The sequence below is a fragment of the Wenyingzhuangia gilva genome (assembly GCF_030519655.1).
Taxonomy (GTDB): domain Bacteria; phylum Bacteroidota; class Bacteroidia; order Flavobacteriales; family Flavobacteriaceae; genus Wenyingzhuangia; species Wenyingzhuangia gilva.
Genome location: NZ_JAUMIT010000006.1, coordinates 182,182 through 202,113, shown reverse-complemented (window position 1 = coordinate 202,113; position 19,932 = coordinate 182,182). Strand labels below are relative to the sequence as shown.

Here is a 19,932-nt window from a genome sequence, read left to right as displayed (position 1 = left end):
TCATGCAATACAAAAGAATACTATTAAAATTAAGTGGTGAAGCTTTAATGGGAGATAAGCAATATGGTATAGATCCTAAAAGATTAGCCGAATATGCTCAAGAAATCAAAGCGGCTGTTGAAACTGGATTAGAAATTGCAATTGTAATAGGTGGAGGAAATATCTTTAGAGGAGTTTCTGGTGCAGCGCAAGGAATGGATCGTGTGCAAGGAGATTATATGGGAATGTTAGCTACTTGTATTAACGGAATGGCTTTACAAAGCGCCATAGAAGCTACAGGGGTTAAAACCAGATTACTTACCGCTATTAAAATGGAAGAAATTGCAGAACCTTTTATCAAAAGAAGAGCTGTAAGACACTTAGAAAAAGGGAGAGTTGTTATTTTTGGAGCCGGAACTGGAAACCCATATTTTACTACAGATACTGCCTCAGTATTAAGAGCCATTGAAATACAAGCAGACGTGATTTTAAAAGGAACTCGTGTAGATGGAATTTACACTGCAGACCCTGAAAAAGATAGCACAGCTACAAAATTTGATACCATTTCTTATAGAGATGTATTAGACAAAGGCTTAAAAGTAATGGACTCAACAGCTTTTACTTTAAGTGAAGAAAATAGCCTTCCTATTTTAGTATTTGATATGAATACAAAAGGAAATCTTCAAAAATTAATTACAGGAGAAAAAATTGGTACAATAGTTACAGATAAATAATACATAAGATGAACGAGGAAGTTACATTTATTATTGACACTACTAAAGAGGGAATGGATGCTGCCATTGCTCACTTAATCAAAGAATTTGGAAATATTAGAGCTGGAAAAGCAAGTCCTGCTATGTTGGGAAGTGTAATGGTTAACTATTATGGTTCTCCTACTCCTATTGGACAAGTTGCAAACATCAATACGCCAGATGCTCAAACCATTACCGTACAACCATGGGAAAAAAACATGATTCCTGAAATTGAGAAAGGAATTATTGTAGCTAACTTAGGCTTTAACCCAATGAATAATGGAGAACACATCATTATTAGTGTTCCTGCATTGACTGAAGAAAGACGTAAAGAATTATCTAAACAAGCGAAAGCAGAAGCTGAACTTGCTAAAATTAGTATCCGTAACATTCGTAGAGATGCTAATAACGATATTAAAAAAGTTGAAATTTCTGATGATGAAAAGAAAGTTGCAGAAGATAAAATTCAAACTTTAACAGATAGTTTTATCAAAAAAGTAGATGAAGTTTATGTTGTAAAAGATGCTGAAATCATGAAAGTTTAACCTACTGTTCTCAACCTAAAAACATAAAGCCATCTAATAAAGTACTTTGTTACCTAATTAGATGGCTTTTTTTATATAATTTTACGTCCCTCATTCAATTATTTACTTTTTATGAAATTTTGGAATACTGTTGCTAGAACCATTCTTACCCACAGAGTTGCTACCATTATTATAATTGCTGTAGTTACAGGTCTACTGGCATCTCAATTTAAAAAAGTACAGTTCTCATATACCGAAGCCAATTTACTTCCTGAAGACAATTCTGTAAACATAGAATATGATAAATTCTTAAACATTTTTGGAGAAGAAGGAAATATTATTGTATTGGCTGTTAAAGACAGTACCCTTTTTACTGATGTTAACAAATTTAACAATTGGATTGCTTTAGCAGATAAAATTTCAGCTTATAAAGAAGTAATAGAAGGGGTAGTCTCCTTCAGTAATATCAAAGAACTAAAGAAAAATGTTGAAGCACAAAAGTTTGAACTGACCTCTATATTTACCAAAAAAAAATACAATCAACAAGAAGTAGATAGCATCAGTCAACATATATTTAATGATTTACCTTTTTACGATCATCTTTTATTTAACAAAGAAACCGGAACAATTCAAACCATTGTTTATGTAGACAAGCAAATTGTAAATACCAAGGTTAGGTCTGACTTTATTAAAGAAACTTTTAATCCCTTGATTCAAAAATTTAATAAAGAAAATAACTTACAAGTAAGAGTTTCGGGAATGCCTTACGTTCGTAGTATGAATGCTGCTAGTGTAAAATCCGAAATGGGAATGTTTGTGCTACTTGGTTTAGGAGTAACAGGACTTATTTTCTTTTTGTTTTTTAGATCTCTTAGAGCCACAGCCATTACTTTAACAGTGGTAATTATTGGTGTACTTTGGTCTTTTGGTTTTATAGGATTATTAGGATATCAAATTTCTATTTTAACCGCTTTAATTCCGCCTTTAATTATTGTAATTGGAGTTCCTAATGCCATATTTTTAATTCATAAGTATCAACAAGAAATACATAAACACGGAAACAAGGCAAAGTCTTTACAGCGTGTCATTACAAAAGTTGGAAATGCTACCTTAATGACTAACTTAACCACCTCTGCTGGTTTTGCTACTTTTATATTTACCAAAAGTACCATTCTAAAAGAGTTTGGAGTAATTGCTTCTATTAACATTATGGGAATCTTTTTAATCTCCCTTTGTTTAATTCCGATTCTGTATAGCTTTATGCCTTTACCTAAACCCAAGCACTTAAAACATTTAGAAAAAAGGTGGGTGGATACCATTGTAAAAGGAATGACGAGTATTGTAAGAAATAAAAAACCTTATGTATATATTGTTTCTTTTATTTTATTAACAGTGGCTATTATTGGTGCTTTTCAAATAAAAGTATCGGGTAGTTTAATTGAAGACATGTCTAAAAAGACTCAGTTTTACAAAGACATTGTATTCTTTGAGAAGGAGTTTGGGGGTATTTTACCACTTGAAATTTTAGTAGATACTAAAAAAGATAAGGGAGTGATGAATTTAGCAACCTTAAAACGTATTGACAAACTTGAATCAGAAATTCTTAAAATCCCTGAATTTTCAAAACCTATTTCGGTAAACAACCTGGTAAAGTTTACCAAACAAGCTTTTTACAACGGAAATCCTGATTTTTATAAACTTCCAACCTCACAAGAGAAAAACTTTATTTTAAGTTATGCTCAAAATTCTGGAGGAAATACAAATGCCTTGGCCAATATGGTTGACAAAACAGGTCGCTATGCTCGTATTACCACTTTTATGAAAGATATTGGTACAGAAAGAATGGAACAAATTCAAGAAGAACTACAAGTGATTATTGATAAAAACTTCCCGAAGGAACGCTATGATGTTACCATGACAGGAAAAGCTTTGGTTTTTGTAAAAGGAACCAATTATTTAATCCATAATCTGATCATTTCTTTAGGTTTGGCAATTGTATTGATTGCTTTATTTATTGGTGGATTATTCAAGAACTCTAAAATGATCTTAATTTCCTTAATTCCAAATGTATTTCCATTGGTATTAACAGCTGGATTGATGGGCTATTTAGGTATTCCGTTAAAACCTTCAACCATTTTAGTATTTAGCATTGCTTTTGGAATCTCTGTAGATGACACCATACACTTTTTAGCCAAATACAGGCAAGAATTAATAGCGAGTAAAGGAAAGGTTCGAAAATCTGTTTACAAAGCCATTAAAGAGTCTGGAATTAGCATGTTCTACACTTCTATTGTGTTGTTTTTTGGATTTCTAGTTTTTGTAATTTCTAGTTTTGGAGGAACCAAAGCTCTAGGAGGATTGGTTTCAATCACCCTTTTATTTGCCATGATTTCTAATTTAGTAATCTTACCTTCTTTATTACTAACTTTTGAAAGAGTAATTAATAAGAAAAGAAAGAAATCTAAAAAGTAATATCTCTATAAATTACGATACTTTATACATACAAAAATCCCTGAATTGAATATCACTCAGGGATTTTTTATGAAATTTAGAACAATACTCGTCTAATTTAATTAGTTGTAAAAGTCCATACTTGTCCTTGAGTCTTGGCACCATGATTGTCTTTTACATCAACTTTCCAATAATATTTAGTTCCTGCGGTTAGAGAAACATTAAAACTATTTGTTTCTAGATTCTCAGAAACCAATGTATCAACATCACTAGAAGTACCAAAATACACATCATAAGTTAATTGATCCTCAGTATCAACATCATTAGCTGTCCACTCTAAAGTTACAGAAGCCCCTGTAACATTCGATATATTGCTAGGTCCTACCAAAGTTGCTGCAAAAGGCAAATGATTACTAGTACCATCACCCTCTGTATAAAATTGATATGTGGTTGAATATTCGCTGGAATTATTTTGAGAATCCGTAGCTTTTACTCTCCAATAATAACTTACCCCTTTTTCTAGAGTAACATTTACAAGTCTAGTTACAACTTTATCGGAATATTCTATCGTATTAAATTGATTGTCTTTTGAAATTTCAATAGTATAACTAATAGCATCTCCTTCTTGATCAGAAGATCGATTCCATTCAAATCTAATATTATTATCGATACATAATAAATTATTTGCTGGTGCTTTAATATTGGGTCTTGTAGGTGCATTATTACCTCCTGTTTCTTCTCCTATATCATCTCCTCCTGCTCCTCCACAAGAAAACAATGCTAAACTAATAATTGTTATATATATGTATTTTTTCATATTCTTATTGCTTTATTATTTTTAACACTACTGGTTTTTGTAACAACACTTTTAAAAAGTAAACACCATTGGTATTTCCTTCTAAATCTAATCTTACTTTTCCGTTAATAACGGGATAAGATTTTGACGAAACTCTTGATACTGAATTGTAAACCTCAATCATTACTTCATCTTTTGTTGTAGGTACTATAATTTCAAAAACACCATGAGTTGGATTTGGAGTTGGTGTCATCATTTCATAAAAATCGATTACTTTAGAAACAGTCCCTTCACAGTTTTTATCAGTCAATACCTCAACTATATCTCCTTGTTTTACAGCTAATGTAAATGATGATGTAGAAGTTTCTAACGTTTTTTTACTATTTACAAATATTTTATAAGGTGCAGTTCCATTTTCAACATCTATGCTTATTGCATTTTCTTGCACTTTTGAATTGATGGCTAATGTTCCTCCTGCATCGATAGTTACAGAATAACATTGCTTGAATAAAGTATTAAGTATAGAAATACAAAAATCATAATCCGCAGGAACTAAATCTTCTACTGTAAATGTTTCTGTAAATTCATAAGTAGTACCATTGATATCCAATTCATAATCATTCGCCTCATTTGCGGTTATTACAATTTTTCCGTTATTACTTCCTAAACAAGTTTCACTTACTGTTTCAATAGTAAAATTGTTACTTGGAATATTTAAAATAGTACATCCATTTTCATCAACTACATCTCCATCTGGAGTTTCTGGACATTGATCTTCTGCATTCACTACTCCATCTTTATCATCATCATCGTTAGATCTATCAGCCTTAATGGTTGTAATATTAGGTTGATAAGAGGCATAGTCAGGTAAGTAATAACTAACATTTGCTGGTTGATTATATCCTACATTCTGAGCAGCAACTTGCATTCTATAAGCTGGATCATGCATTAAGGTATAAACTTTATGCTGGGTAGGAATCCAAGAAGAAAACAACACAAAAGCACTGTTATCAGACTTTACAAAAATGATTTCTTCTCTCCAATCTCCTAAAATATCGGCTACCAAATTGGCATCTTGTTTTGTATAGTGTATCGTACTAGCTCCATAATACCAAGCAGTTAAAATCCTACCTCCATTGTTAGCATCATCTATTCCAGTTTTATTTCTAATATCACGTTGGATGTCTCCATCGAAATAAACAGGTTGATAAAAAGCATTGTAATAAATGTCTGGATTTAACAAATTTCCTTTAACATCAAACACAGAACTATGATCATCTCGTCCATCATCTATAAAATCTCCAACAGCTACAATTTCAAAACCTTTATTTGACTCTGTAATATCTGCAGCCCATGCTCTTCCTACATCAGAAGGACTTAAATACTCCCATAAAATTTCTCCCGTAGCAGCATCTCTAAATGAAAGTCCGTAAGTACCATTTTCATGTGGTTGAAAATACTCCAACCCTGGTCTATCTGGATCTAAATCTCCCAAGGCATGTGAATCTCCATGTCCTCTACCTGTAGCATATAAGCCTAAACCATCATTATCTATAGCACACGCTCCATACATCAACTCATCAGATTCATCTCCATCAACATCGGCTATGGTAACTGCATGATTTCCTTCTCCTCTATACATACCACTTGGATAATCATCACTATCAAACAACCACTCTTGTTTTAGGTTGGTTCCATTCCAAGTATAAGCCCCCATACCTATTTTTGAATAGATTCCACGTGTAAAAACCATCATTGGACCTTTAACCTTATCATATAAAACAGCTCCTTTGGTTGAATTCGCTCTATGTCCGTAATCGTCTTCCCAGGTTTTCTCCATCTCACTTAATGGTCCAATTGGAACTGGCCATTCTTCTGTTGCCATCTCTACGCCAGTTTGCCCATTAAATACCGTAAAATAGGTAGGGTCTTCAACAACTCTACCAGCAATTCTTTGATAGATTTTAGAGTCATCATCAGTAGCTGCAGGACCGGTGCTCAAGAAATTACCTTGACCATCTTTGGTTCCTGGACCTGTTTGACAGGCAACTTCTGCTTTACCATCTCCATCAAAATCATACACCAAAAAAGATATTCCATTGTAAATTACATTGGCCCCTAAACTAATTCTCCATAAATGATTTCCTTGTAAATCTATGGCATCTAAGTATGGAGGGTCTTCTCTATCTCCTTCCCACTGAAATACAAGTTCATAATCTCCATCTCCATCTAAATCTCCAACAGACATATCACCTGCTATTAAGTTTGATGCGGGAGCCGCTGGAATTGGAATTTCTAATCTTGCTAAGTTATCTCTTCCTGGATCTAAAGAAGGTGCGTAAGGCCATGGCTTGATTTTTTGAGTCATTTCATTTTGCCCCTCTGCTACAACGGTTTCTATTTGATATTCATCAGATGAAGTTCCATTAAAATCTGAAAAATTAGTTTTTGTATCTATAGGACCAACATTTAATTGTTCTCCATTTTTATAAATATTAAACTTAACACCTGGACTATCTGTACCCACCATTCTCCATGATACAAAAACCCCTATATTTGTCTCTAAAGCTATCACCCCACGATCTAAGTACTCCATAGGTCTTTGAGCATATATTGTAGAAACAAATAAGCTCAAAAACAAGAATAAAACTTTTTCTTTTCTCAAAATATTATTTATCATATCTCTTTTTATTTAGTCATTAGTTAGTTCATTTTAACATCATTATAAAAAACAATATCCACCCATAATTACCAAAACTACTAAGTAATTAAAGACAGGTATTCTTACATAATAAACATCACTAAAACTATCTTCTATCTGTTAAATTCAAATTCTTATAAAACTCTACTTCTACAATTCTAAGTTTTTCTACAGAACTATTTTTTTCCAAACCAGCATTATCTACTTTTCCTGTAATTTCTACAAGGTTGATAGCATCACTATCACTGGTTTCACCTACTAGCTCAATTTTTATATATTTCCCTTTCGTTTTAACAAGATCTAGGGTAACATATCCTAGACTAAGTGAAGTTAGTCCTTCATATACAATTTTATGATCAACTGAGACTCTTACAGGGTATTGTCTTGTTCTCCAACCCGCTAGTTTTAAAACTACTTGATTAATTTCTGATGCTTTTGATAACTCATATTCAATAGTAGAAGCTTCTTTACTATTATTACTCCATTCCGTTAATTCATTATCATCAAAACTTTTTTCAACATCTTCTTGATTAGAAACTGCTTTTGCCCCAATAATTTTTAGCGCTTCTCTTGTTTTATTGTATGAAGGAGTATTTGGTGTAGCACCTTTACCTAAATAAGAGGGTAAAGAATTCGCTGGAATTACTTTAGACAACTTATCAATATTTGCTTTTTCTGTTTCTACTGATATTACATCACCTTTTAAATCATCCGAACTCGCTTTGATTTTTATTTTTCCAGCTTTTTCTGTGGTTCTCACAAATACTCTATTCACTCCACATTCTACTGGAAGTGTTGATGAACCTACGTAGTTATCTGATCCTTGAGCAATCCCCCCCACAAAAGTTCCTTCTCCTTTTACATCAAAATCAATCATATTTAAAGCGGTAAGACAACGGTTTCCGTCTTTATCTACAACCTCTACTTGAACCAATATCAAATCGTTTCCATTTGCTAAAGTTCCTTCTGATCTTTTAATGGTTGTTAATTTTAACGCTTCAGGTTTTCCTGCTGTAGCCATTTGAGTAGAACAAACTTGTTTTCCTTTACTATCATACCCTACTGCTTTTATATTTCCTGCTTTAAAAGCGACTTTTTTAAAAGTAAATAAGAATTGTTTATGTTGTTTTCCTTTACCTAAACTCTTACCGTTTACAAATAATTCAACCTCATCTGCAGTAGAAACAACGGTCATATCTTTTACCACTCCTGGTTCATAATTCCAGTGCCCTAAAATATGTGCCTTAGGAGTATCTGTATCAACCCAACCATCCCAAATTACTTGATGTGCAAAATAGCCATCTTTCGGAATACGCATAGGATCTACTTCTCCACTTCTTCTATAATTTTCTGCTCCCCTGTAATGTGTATTGGTGTCACTAAAAATAATATTTACACCTCCAGAACTAACTCGTTCTCCTGTTCCTGGTCTCATTTCCCAATAGTCGTACCAACGCACCACATTTTCGATTGCTGCTGCATCTTGATTTTGGTTATAAGCACTAGCATCTCTTACTTTTGAACCATTTACATTGTGTGCATAAGTACCTCCTGTACCTTCTTTATGAAAAGGTTTTGTGTACTCATCCCAATATTTGCGTAAACCTTCATTTCTATTATATTCTGTAGCCCAAAAAGGAATGTCGGCACTTTTGTTGATGTACAACATTTCACCTCCATATTCTGCTACTTCGCTATCTAACATTTCTCTAGCTCCAATAGCTCTTCCTCCATAGGCATCATATTGATTTCGTATATTTTTCATTTCTTGCATATGATCTTCAGAAATAGCTTCATTTCCACATTCATAATATACAATACTTGGATTGTTTCTATTGTAAATAATAGCATCTCTCATTAATTCTAAACGTTGTTGCCATCTACGACCATGTACATCAGACTCTGCATCCCCAGCTGGCATGGCTTGTAACAATCCGACTCTATCACATGACTCTACATCTTGTTTCCATGGCGTTACGTGCATCCATCTTACTAAATTTCCGTTTCCTTCTACAATCAATTGATTGCTATAATCACTTAACCAAGCCGGTACAGACATTCCTACAGATGGCCATTCATTACTGGTTCTTTGAGCATATCCTTTCATCATCATTACTCGGTCATTCAAATAAACCAATCCATTTTTAAATGCTGTTTTACGAAAACCTGTTCGAATTTTAACAACATCAACCGGCTGATCATCAATTAATACCTCGCTATATACATTGTACAAATAACCATATCCCCAACTCCAAAACTCTAAATTTTCTAACATTTTAGAAGCTTCTAAATCTCTCATTCCATTAGGTGACATAATGCATGGATCTCCTAAGAAAGTAGCGACTATGTTCCCTTTCATATCTTGTACCTTCACTCTTAATTGTGCATTGATAGGTTTTAAGGTTTCATTTTTTACTTGTGAAGAAACATGAATCACCGCTTTTTTATCAACAATGTTAAAATCTGATGCGTATACATAAGTTCCTGTAGTCCCTAAAGTTGAATATAAAGGAAGGGTTTGATATACTTTAGGCTTTACATGTATATATGCATTTTTTGGAATTCCTCCATAATTAGCATTAAAGTTTTTATCATTCCATTGGTAACCAGAACCTGTTAATTTTTCTTTGTATCTCCAGTTGTTATCTGTTTTTACAGCAATTACATTTTCTTGAGGAGATGGTTTTACAAAAGGAGTTAAATCAAAACCAAAAGCCATGACTCCATTTTCATGCCTACCAATAAACACTCCATTAATATATACTTCTCCCATGTGGCGAACACCTTCAAACTCCACAAATACTTTTTTATCTGTAGCGTTTTCTGGCAATTGAAATGTTTTTCTATACCAAGCAATTCCTGTAGACAATTGAGTAATATCTACTTTAAAAGCCTCCTCTTGATTCCATGCAAATGGCAAGTTAATGTCTGACCACTTTTCATCATTGTAAGAAACTTTTGAAGCCTCTTCATTCTCTCCTACATAGAGTTTCCAACCGTAATTAAAATTATACTTATCAGTAGTACTTTTCTGAGAAAAAAGATTGCTAGCTGTTAGTATACATCCTAAAAAAGTTAAATAAATAATTTTAAAATTCATGTATAAAAAATTTAATTGATATTTTTTGTTGTGAACACGATGGCTCTTTCTTCAAAACTAATAGAAGCCATTCGTTTTTATAATATCAATCAATGTCAATACCTATCATATTCATTCAAAAAACAAAAATGACAAGATTTGACAAACACACAGTTCTAAAACTAACCCCTCATTTTTAAGTACTTAGACGGACTAACACCATAATACTTTGAAAAGGTACGAGAAAAATTTGAAGGTTCACTAAACCCAGTTTCATAAGCAATTTGTGATATATTTAAATTTCCTTCTATCAACAATTTTTCTGCATGATCCATTTTAACTCGTGTCATAAATTCGTGAACTGTACTACCACTAACTGCTTTTAATTTTCTGTAAAGTTGACTTTGACTAATCCCCATGTATGCAGCTAACTTTTCGGGATTAAATTCGGGATTCTTAATTTCTTTGGTTACAAAACCTATAATTTTTTCTATAAAAACATGATCTAAATCTGGTAAATCTTTTTGTAACACATTTACTGATTTTATACTGGCTAACTGCTTTTGTAATATTCTTCTGTTCTCTAAAATACTTTTTATTTGTGCTTTTAAAACATCTATACTGAATGGCTTAGTAATATAAGCTTCTGCCCCATGTTGATATCCTTGAATTTGATTTTCATCAGAATCTTTAGCCGTTAATAAAATAACAGGAATATGTGAGGTGTTTTGATTTAACTTAAGATGTTTACACATATCTACACCTTCCATAATAGGCATCATTACATCCGAAACAATTAAATCTGGAATGTGTTCAACAGCAGAAGTCAATCCCTTTTTCCCATCATATTCTTGCAGTAAAGTAAATTGACTTTCTAATTCCTTACTTATATAAGTTTGTACATCGGCATTGTCTTCTACAATAAGAATGGTTGGTTTATAATCCCCCTTATTTTGTTCCTTGCTCTCTTTTTTAACATTAAAACCTATCCTTTTATTTTCTGAATCAACTTCTTCCCCTTTTACAAAAGGCAATTCAATAGCAACTAAAGTCCCTTGATCAGGTTTGCTATCTAATTCTAAGCTTCCCCCTAAAATATCTAGAAGATTCTTGGTTAAAGATAGTCCTATGCCCGAAGAATTTCCATGAAAAGGTCTTGCTCCTACATTGTTAAAAGGTTTAAATATTTTTGTAATAGACAAAGCATCAATACCAATACCGGTATCTTTTATTTTTATTTTTATAGCAGATTGCTCCTCATTTAATTTTACTGTAAACAAAACACTACCTCCATCGGGAGTATATTTAAAAGCGTTTGATAAAATATTCATGATAATTTGTTCTGCTTTTTCTATATCTACATAACAATGTAAAAAATGCTCCGTAATCTCTACATGAAACTTAATTTTTCTTTGATGAGCAATTAACTTAAAAGAATCACAACAATCCTCTATTAATTTTTTGAAATCACAAAGCGTATTATTAACTTTTAATTTTCCTTTTTCAGATTTTCTAAAATCTAATATTTGATTAATCAGTCTAGACAAATTTTGTACATTTCTATTAACAATAGACAAATACACTTTTTTATCCTCATTACTCAACTCCGCTTCTTGTAATTTTTTTAAAGGACCTGAAATTAAGGTCAAAGGAGTTTTTAATTCGTGAGACACACTAGTGAAAAAAGCCAACTTTTCTTTGTTCAATTCAGCTTGCTGTTTTCTATTTAAACGCTCTAATTTAATTTCATTTTTTAAACGATCTCTGTATAAAATCTCTCTAAAAACTAGCATTAAAACAATTATTATGAACACAATAAATATGACTTTTGCCCATACTGTAGCATACCAAGGTGCTAAAATATTAATTTTTAAAAGGGTGATGGGTGCATTAATAGAAGATGCCAATTTTACTTTCAGTTTATATCTTCCTGGAGCAATTTTATTATAAGAAACTTTATTACTCGTTGTTTTAATCCAATCATCATCATATCCTTCTAACTGACAATCAAAAACTTCTTTGGAAGAATTTTTAAAATTTAAGGATGTAAATTCTATGCTAAAACTTTTATTGTCATGAGACAATTCTATAGATTTTGTTTGAGACAGAGCTTTTGATAAAATTGCATTTCCCTCAATTTCAGCCTTAGGAAAAACCTCTTCATTCCCAACAAACAGTTTTTTTAAAATGATCTTATTGTTACTATCTACAACAGCCTTTATTTTATTGGGTTGAAAAGAAACATAGCCATTTTTAGCTCCAAAATAAATCTGCTGACCTAAGGTGTCTTTATACATGGCTCTTTCCCAAAAACTCCAAGAACCAAACTGATCTTCTTTTTGATAGTTTACCACTTTATCTGTCAAAATATCAATCATTGAAATACCATCTTTATGAGCAATCCATATATTTCCCAATTCATCATCTGTAATAGATGAAATATAGGTTCCTTTAGTTTCGTATTGCAACTTAATCTCTTCCGTTTTAATGGACTTATCTTTTAAATTTAACTTATATAAACCATCACTGGTTCCAGCCCATAAAAAACCTTTTTTATCTTTATAAAGTGTGTAAATTATTTTAGCAGGTACACTAACATTAATTCCTTTTGACTGTAATTCTTCATCAACAAAAGCCTTTTGTTTTTCATTTAATTTAACGGGAATAATTCCGTTCCCTTCTGTTGCCAACAATAAGTGCTGTTGATCTAAAAATAAAATGTCTGTAACACTGTGATTTCTAATTTCTTTTTCAAAATCATAAAATAGAATCTCTTTGCTTTTTAAGTCAACTCGAGCAATTCCATCATACAAACCAATCCACAATGCATTTTTTTCTATAGATACCATTGCATACACAGAAAAAGGTTTTTCTTTATCTGGATATAGCGCTCTATTAAATATTGGTTCTATTTTATTGCTTGTTTTATTATAGTATTCTAAACCATTTACGCCCCCTATCCAAATTCCATCCTGCTGATCCTTAAAAAGGGTACGAACAAATTTTGTTTGACTTTTAGCTTGATAAAAAGGATTGTTTAAATCTAGATTTCCTTCTTTATCATAAATCAAAATTCCCTCATCAGTTCCTAACCAGGTTTTATTTTTTACTTTAAGAATGGTTCTAACCGTTATTAATTTTGATTTTTCTGTATTAGGTCTATAGGTGTAATGTAGGTTAAATGGATTTCTATGAGGATTTGCTTTGTAAATATCTCCATTTCTAGCTCCTAACCAAATGATGTTTTCATCATCTATATAAAAAGAAGAAATATAATCATCTAACAAGCTACCTGATTGACGAATATCTGCTAAATATTGATGTTCTTTTCCTGATTTGATTTCTTTTGAAGTAAATAAATGAGAAGATAAATAGTAGACCTTACCATTAACAACTTTATCTCTATTTATTTTATTATTACCATAGCTTAATTGTGTTTTAATTATATTAGGAACAAATGCATCTTCTACGGTCGTAAAATTATTTAATTGATAGTTAAACTTTACATATTTTCTATCGAAGGTTAAAAACCAAAGCCCGTCATTTTTATCAGAAATAATATTTCTAATTCTATTGTTTGGAATAGAAGTACTATCATTAGGTTTATAATAATACAGGTCAAATGTTTTCCCATCATACCTATACACCCCATTCCAACTTCCAAACCAAATATATCCTACAGAATCTTTGGCAATACCGTGTATAGCAGTAATAGGGCTAATTTCTTGTCCTGTAACTTTTTCAAAAAATAAATTTTGTGCAGTTGTTTTTTGAAGTAACAAAACATGCATCATTATAAAAACAACTATAGTAAATAGTTGTTTTTTGCTACTATGACAAAACAGGTAATGCATATTATTTTTTTTAACGAAAATAACAAAACTTATTTCCATAATAATTTAACTATCATTAAACACAAAAGTCTTGAGTTATAAAAACTCAAGACTTTACAAAGTCCGTATAAAGGAAAGATATACCAATTTTAAAACTAACCTCTTAAACAAACCAATTTATCGATATTAAAATTTTACTAATTATGATGGCTTAGTAATTTTTTAATGTTGTAATCCAAACGCTTGATAACAAATGACAATCTATATCTGATTTATATTTTGATAGTATCTTTTTTATGCAACAATATTATAAATAGTAGTATATAAAAGACTTATCATATTTTCTAAATACATATCAACCTTTATCACAAAACGGATCAAATATATTATTGAAAAAATCTTTATTTATTTTGATTGGAATTCGGTTTCAATTCATCGGGACTGTCTTTGGTAAAAGTATCAAACAGTTCTTTTGATGGTGACTTAAACACTTCTTCTATGGTTTCTATAGGCAATTCATGTTTGGGTTGAAATTTATCAGAATCCATGTATTTGATTAATGATCGATACAACTGTAAAGAAGCTGGTTTATTTTTTACTTCTGAAGAAATATCAGCACTAGAAACCATTATTTTTCCATTCCCAACTTTGGCTTCAAAAACCAAAGCCAATCTTCTGTTCATAAACCAAGTATCTATAGGCTGAATTAATGGACGAAAATCTGATGGAAAATCTTCAAGATTCATCACCTGAGCTCTATTCTGAATTTCCCACCATTGTAAATCACTGTGATAACTTGTAGGAAAATCTCTAAAAGCAGGACTATCTTCCTGAATCAACATTCCTGTAACGTGTGGCGGTCTCATTTTAAACCATGAAGTATTCCAAAAAACTGGTTGAAAGTACATTTGTACTTCTTTTCCTTTTATTACTTTACCCGAAGCATTTAAAAATACGTTTCCTCCTTTTGCTAAAATTTCTTTAGCTTTTGCATCTAAGCTTGTAGTATAATACACCGTAGAAACTGTCTTTTGTTTTGCTGTTGGATATACCCAAAAATCCCAATCATTTACAAAATTGGTTCCTTGAACACTGACTTCTAAATTTAGCTTTGAAGCTTTTTGAATGTCTTCTAATGGAAACTTTAAGGCACCAACATACATTCCGTTTCTATTAACATAAGTTTTAGCATCAAACTGACTAGACTTTAAAATTTGTCCTGTTTCATTTTTAATCGTCCAGTCAATAACGGCATTTTCTAAAGGAGCTTTTCCTGAGTGGAACAACTCAACAGTAGCTTCAAAGGTTTCATTATTTTGATAAACAAACTTTGGGATTTCTGCCAAAGGAACGGTTTGGTTACAAAATCTTGAATACTCCTTTGCGGACACATATCCTTTTTCATCCCAAAAAGCATCTAAAACCCCTATAATGGCAGAACCTTGTCCTGGAAAATCTTGCAAACCTAACAATTGAAAACCAGCATAACCTGGGGTTCTTAACATTTTTTCTATATCAGTTTTATAACTCAACACTTGTAATTTTCCTGAAGCGTTTAAAAAGTCTTTTGCCTGATCTCCCATATGATGATCTATCAAATCTTGTTGAAACATTTCAAAATTTTTGGCTTTATAAACTCCTGTATATTTCTTGATTTCATCAAAATTTGGAAACACACAATACTGACCAACTTCATGAGCTACAAACGGAACTGTAAAAGGAGCAATTCCTTTGCTAAAATCTTCTACCGTTTCGGGTCTGTGACTTTTCCAATTTACACCTCTTACTCCACCACGAACTTGAAATTCTGCATTAGGCACTACTGGCCAACTACCCCCAACAGACATTCCTGTATATATATGTCTGCTGTCTTTTTCTTTCCAAAAATCGACAAACTTATTTAAGTAAGAAACCTGATTCCCCGAAGGTTCATTTCCAGCTGATAACATCACAAAAGAAGCATAATTCCCATAGAACTTATTCATTCTTAAAGTCTCATCATAAATATATTGATCTATAGGCTGACCTCTTCCTAACTTAGGCCCGTGATTGGTCCAAGTAGGCCCTTCTGGTTGTAAATAAATACCAACCAAATCTGCTGCTATAAAAGCCGCTTCTGGCGGACACCAAGAGTGAAAACGAACATGGTTCAACCCAAAATTTTTCGCTTGATTAAATATTTTTTTCCAAGCATCAACCGTTGTGGCAGGGTATCCTGTTAATGGAAACTCACAATTATTTAAAGTTCCTCTTAAAAAAACAGGAGTTCCATTGATTAAAAACTGATTTCCTTTGATAGTAAATTCTCGCATTCCAAAAGTTACCTCTTTACTTTGTTTTACTTTTTTAGAAATCAATGATACTTCTAAACGATACAAAGCAGGATCAAACTCATCCCAAGTCAACATTTCTTTTCCAAAAGGAAGTTCTATACTTACAGTTTTATCCTCGTTTTTAGACAAGATTACTTTTGTACTAATTTCTTTTGTTTTATCAGATTTTTCAGAATTAAAACTTTTGGCCTGTAGACATATTTTCCCTTTAAAATTTTGATCTGATGTATTGTGAACATGAACAACAATCTTTGCCTTTTTGTTTTTAACATCAGGATACACTTGCAAATCTTCTAAATATACTGGGGCAAAAGATTCCAAAGCAATTTTACCAATAATCCCATTCCAATTTCCTTGTGTGTGATCGCTAATACTATGAGAATCTGGTCCTACATTTACTTTATCTCTGTTGTCAACCCTAATGGTAATTCTTTGTTTTCCTGGTTTTAAAAAGGTGCTTAAATCATATTCATGAGGGGCTACCAAAGAATTTTGCAAACCTACTTCTTTGTCATTAATCCAAACTCTAGTTTCTATATGAGTTCTTTCTAAATGTAAAATAACATGTTTGCCTTTCCAATTTTCAGGAATAATTACCTCTTTTTGATACCAAGCAGCTCCCACATAATGTTTGACTGGTGTTAGCCAAAAGGGAATATGAATATTATCGGGTTGACGATATTTTTCTAGACTTGCTCTAAAATAAAAAGAACTATCATAAATAGTACCTGTCCAATTCGTACTTAACGTAATATCATCACCTTTTAAGTTCTTAGCCATAGAACCCGGTAATTTTACAATTTCTTTTAAATCTCTTTTAAACCACTCGGCTAAAATTCCTTCGTCATTTCTATCTATTTCAAAACGCCAAGTTCCTTTTAAGTCAATTTCATTTCCTTCTTTAAAACTACTTAACGTAAAAATAGTGATGAATAAAAAACAGAAATACAAGTACTTTTTTATCATGTTATCTTTTTGTTTTTATGTTTTAATTCACTCCTAATTATTTGTGGAATAAATGATTAGAATTATGATTAATGTAAGGTTACTTTAACCTTATATTCTACTGATATTTTTGGTTCTTTAATTTCTAAAAAACTTTTCTTATTGGTAAAATCAGGAATTACATTTTTGTCTAAATAACTTAAATAAGAAGCATCTTTATACATCGGCATAAAATAAAAATACATGTCATTTGTTTTTAGAGCTTCTTGATATTTTTTCAATCCTATGGTCCAAGGTTTACTTGTGTACAAATCGTCCGTTTGCAATTCTCCATTCATCATACAAATTCCTCTATCTCCACGATAATCAAAAGTGATAAATACATCATTAATGCTTGATAAATCTATTGGGGATGATTTTAATACAAAGTGACTATCGTCTGTTTTTATTAAATGAATAGCTGGTGTTATTTTAGGAACCGTAACTCGCCAAGAACGACTATGAGGAATGACAGATTTTATAGCATTTAATTTTCCTTGTGTAGTTTATCTTATCCACAGCAGGATACACCGTAAAATCTATTTCTTCTTTATCATTACTAATGAATGAGATTTGTTTATCATCATCTAAAACCACAGCGTTGCTAAAAATAATTTGTTTGTGATTTTCCGTTCCTACAACATACATTTTTAACGCTTCTTTTTGGGGTAACACTAAAAATGAAACACCATTTACTTGAAATTCGCTAATGCTATTTTCTTTACAAACAACAACCGTGTTTCCATTTTTCCTCAACGTTTTTATTCCTTTCCCTTTTACATTTACTTTTCCTTTGATATGCATTTCTGGAACAATACCATCCACAGCAACCATCATGTGATAAGGCTTGTCATTATTTACAAAATGATAATAAGGTTGAAGCGTTGCCATTTCAATAGGCACGCCATCATAATCAACATGAAAAGGAAAAATCGCGGAACTTCCAGATTTCAAGGTAAAAGTTCCTTCTGCTGGAAATTTCACTGCTCCTTTTTTTGTGTTAATTGTAATATTGAGATCCTCTAAATCATTAGTTTCTAAATGATCCTGAAAATTATGCATAAACAAATAACCTTTGGTTCCATCTCCTCGAACAACATAGCGTAAAGTTTTGGTGTTTTCAGGGGTAATATCATCATTTGTTTCAGGTAAAACAGGATATAGTGGTGCTAATTCATTCCCATAAGATTGTAAAAAATAGTTGATTAATTTTAAGGAATAAAAACCACTTGTTACCTTTCCAAATTCACCAATAGGTGCTTGATAATCGTACGATTTATTGTTTAATCCAGAACCTTCTGACATAAAATAATTACCAACAGAAGGAGTAGTTCCTCCGTGATACATATAAAATCCAAGTCCATTGGTTCCACTTCCTACGGTACGTACCATTAAGGGTAAAAAACTTTCTCCTGGCACTCTAGGTCTACGGTCGTAAGTCACTGCCATCCCTGTTCCTAATTCTGCCGCCATAGAAGGATACAAATTAACATCATAACTCACAGGAGAATAATCGGGTTTTTGCTGTAAATATTTAAACAAATAAAAGGAAGAGGGTTTGTTCCCTGAAGTCCAGAACGGATAGGCGTAACCAGCCATGACTGGAATGGAACCTTTTTCTATAATAGTAGCATATCCCCAACCTGTAGCGGTATAAATAGGAGCGATTAATCCTGCATCTATAGCCAACTTTTTAAGTGTTTTCATATGATCTTTACCTACATTGGCAAACTCATTTCCCTTGTCATTTACTCCAACACCGTCTTGTACAATTTTACGATCACGTCTGGCAGCCGTTCTTTCTTTTGGGGCATTTGTATAAGTAAAAGCCCATGGTGCTGAAGAATGTTGATATTCATTTTCAATTTGAACCCCAACAATTGGACCTCCATCTTTAAACATCAATCCTTTTAACTGTTTTCCAATTTCTTGATAGAAACGATTGACATAATACAAATACGTTTGATCGTTACTTCTTACATCTATAGGACGACCATATAACCAATCTGGAAGGCCTCCATTACGCATTTCCCCATGAGCAAAAGGACCTATGCGCATAATAACTTGCAAACCATTTTTAGCACATAATTCTGTAAAAGTTCTTACATCATAATCATCTTTCCAATTAAAAACACCTTCTTTAAACTCGTGCAAATTCCAAAAAACATAAGTGGCTACAACCGTAATTCCACCGGCTTTCATTTTTTTTAGCTCTTCCTCCCAATATTGATGTGGATAACGACTGTAATGAAATTCTCCAATAACCGGAATAAAAGGTTCTTTATTATGTTCTAAATAAAAACTATTGACACTGATAGTATCTCCTTTAGAATTATGACCTCCTAAATCTAAATGACCTCGTAAAACATCTGTTTTTACTTTTGATACATCAATCTTATAATGATTTTGTGCATGTGATTTAATCTGATTAAATACCAGTAAAAACATGGCTAAAATGGATACAAACTGCTTTTTATTGATCTCCATAAAATTAGCTTTT

10 protein-coding genes are annotated in these 19,932 nt (G+C 32.0%); 3 read left to right on the top strand and 7 right to left on the bottom strand.

Annotated features, from left to right (window positions below; translation table 11 throughout):
• Positions 1-2 precede the first annotated feature (2 nt).
• The 3 genes from pyrH to QVZ41_RS12245 all read left to right on the top strand — a co-directional run bounded on the left by pyrH (position 3) and on the right by QVZ41_RS12245 (position 3,727).
• Positions 3-713: a UMP kinase gene (gene pyrH, locus QVZ41_RS12255; protein ID WP_302884885.1), complete on the top strand. Its 711-nt coding sequence runs from the start codon at positions 3-5 to the stop codon at positions 711-713.
• Positions 714-721: 8 nt separating this feature from the next.
• Complete coding sequence (gene frr, locus QVZ41_RS12250) at positions 722-1,276, top strand: ribosome recycling factor (RefSeq protein ID WP_302884884.1); 555 nt, start codon at positions 722-724, stop codon at positions 1,274-1,276.
• Between the two features lie 111 nt (positions 1,277-1,387).
• Positions 1,388-3,727: an efflux RND transporter permease subunit gene (locus QVZ41_RS12245; RefSeq protein WP_302884883.1), complete on the top strand. Its 2,340-nt coding sequence runs from the start codon at positions 1,388-1,390 to the stop codon at positions 3,725-3,727.
• 97 nt (positions 3,728-3,824) lie between these two features.
• Here the strand turns inward: QVZ41_RS12245 and QVZ41_RS12240 are convergent, their stop codons facing one another.
• The 7 genes from QVZ41_RS12240 to QVZ41_RS12210 all read right to left on the bottom strand — a co-directional run bounded on the left by QVZ41_RS12240 (position 3,825) and on the right by QVZ41_RS12210 (position 19,919).
• Positions 3,825-4,523 (bottom strand): glycoside hydrolase family 78 protein, encoded by a 699-nt coding sequence (locus tag QVZ41_RS12240; RefSeq protein ID WP_302884882.1) that lies wholly within the window; start codon positions 4,521-4,523, stop codon positions 3,825-3,827.
• 4 nt (positions 4,524-4,527) lie between these two features.
• Positions 4,528-7,182: a rhamnogalacturonan lyase family protein gene (locus QVZ41_RS12235; protein ID WP_302884881.1), complete on the bottom strand. Its 2,655-nt coding sequence runs from the start codon at positions 7,180-7,182 to the stop codon at positions 4,528-4,530.
• Between the two features lie 127 nt (positions 7,183-7,309).
• Positions 7,310-10,303, bottom strand: a complete 2,994-nt coding sequence (locus QVZ41_RS12230; RefSeq protein WP_302884880.1) for a glycoside hydrolase family 2 protein — start codon at positions 10,301-10,303, stop codon at positions 7,310-7,312.
• Positions 10,304-10,464: 161 nt separating this feature from the next.
• Positions 10,465-14,136, bottom strand: a complete 3,672-nt coding sequence (locus QVZ41_RS12225; RefSeq protein WP_302884879.1) for a hybrid sensor histidine kinase/response regulator transcription factor — start codon at positions 14,134-14,136, stop codon at positions 10,465-10,467.
• Positions 14,137-14,516: 380 nt separating this feature from the next.
• Positions 14,517-17,414, bottom strand: coding sequence for an exo-beta-1,4-galactosidase (locus QVZ41_RS12220; RefSeq protein ID WP_302884878.1), 2,898 nt, complete (start codon positions 17,412-17,414; stop codon positions 14,517-14,519).
• A gap of 68 nt (positions 17,415-17,482) precedes the next feature.
• Positions 17,483-17,734 (bottom strand): hypothetical protein, encoded by a 252-nt coding sequence (locus QVZ41_RS12215; RefSeq protein ID WP_302884877.1) that lies wholly within the window; start codon positions 17,732-17,734, stop codon positions 17,483-17,485.
• Positions 17,735-17,891: 157 nt separating this feature from the next.
• Positions 17,892-19,919: a beta-galactosidase gene (locus QVZ41_RS12210; RefSeq protein WP_302884876.1), complete on the bottom strand. Its 2,028-nt coding sequence runs from the start codon at positions 19,917-19,919 to the stop codon at positions 17,892-17,894.
• Positions 19,920-19,932 lie beyond the last annotated feature (13 nt).

What these genes read in the sequence shown, in the direction of transcription:
- pyrH (WP_302884885.1), top strand. Translation starts at nt 3, where the DNA reads ATGCAATACAAAAGAATACTATTAAAATTAAGTGGTGAAGCTTTAATG.
- frr (WP_302884884.1), top strand. Translation starts at nt 722, where the DNA reads ATGAACGAGGAAGTTACATTTATTATTGACACTACTAAAGAGGGAATG.
- QVZ41_RS12245 (WP_302884883.1), top strand. Translation starts at nt 1,388, where the DNA reads ATGAAATTTTGGAATACTGTTGCTAGAACCATTCTTACCCACAGAGTT.
- QVZ41_RS12240 (WP_302884882.1), bottom strand. Translation starts at nt 4,523, where the DNA reads ATGAAAAAATACATATATATAACAATTATTAGTTTAGCATTGTTTTCT.
- QVZ41_RS12235 (WP_302884881.1), bottom strand. Translation starts at nt 7,182, where the DNA reads ATGATAAATAATATTTTGAGAAAAGAAAAAGTTTTATTCTTGTTTTTG.
- QVZ41_RS12230 (WP_302884880.1), bottom strand. Translation starts at nt 10,303, where the DNA reads ATGAATTTTAAAATTATTTATTTAACTTTTTTAGGATGTATACTAACA.
- QVZ41_RS12225 (WP_302884879.1), bottom strand. Translation starts at nt 14,136, where the DNA reads ATGCATTACCTGTTTTGTCATAGTAGCAAAAAACAACTATTTACTATA.
- QVZ41_RS12220 (WP_302884878.1), bottom strand. Translation starts at nt 17,414, where the DNA reads ATGATAAAAAAGTACTTGTATTTCTGTTTTTTATTCATCACTATTTTT.
- QVZ41_RS12215 (WP_302884877.1), bottom strand. Translation starts at nt 17,734, where the DNA reads ATGATGAATGGAGAATTGCAAACGGACGATTTGTACACAAGTAAACCT.
- QVZ41_RS12210 (WP_302884876.1), bottom strand. Translation starts at nt 19,919, where the DNA reads ATGGAGATCAATAAAAAGCAGTTTGTATCCATTTTAGCCATGTTTTTA.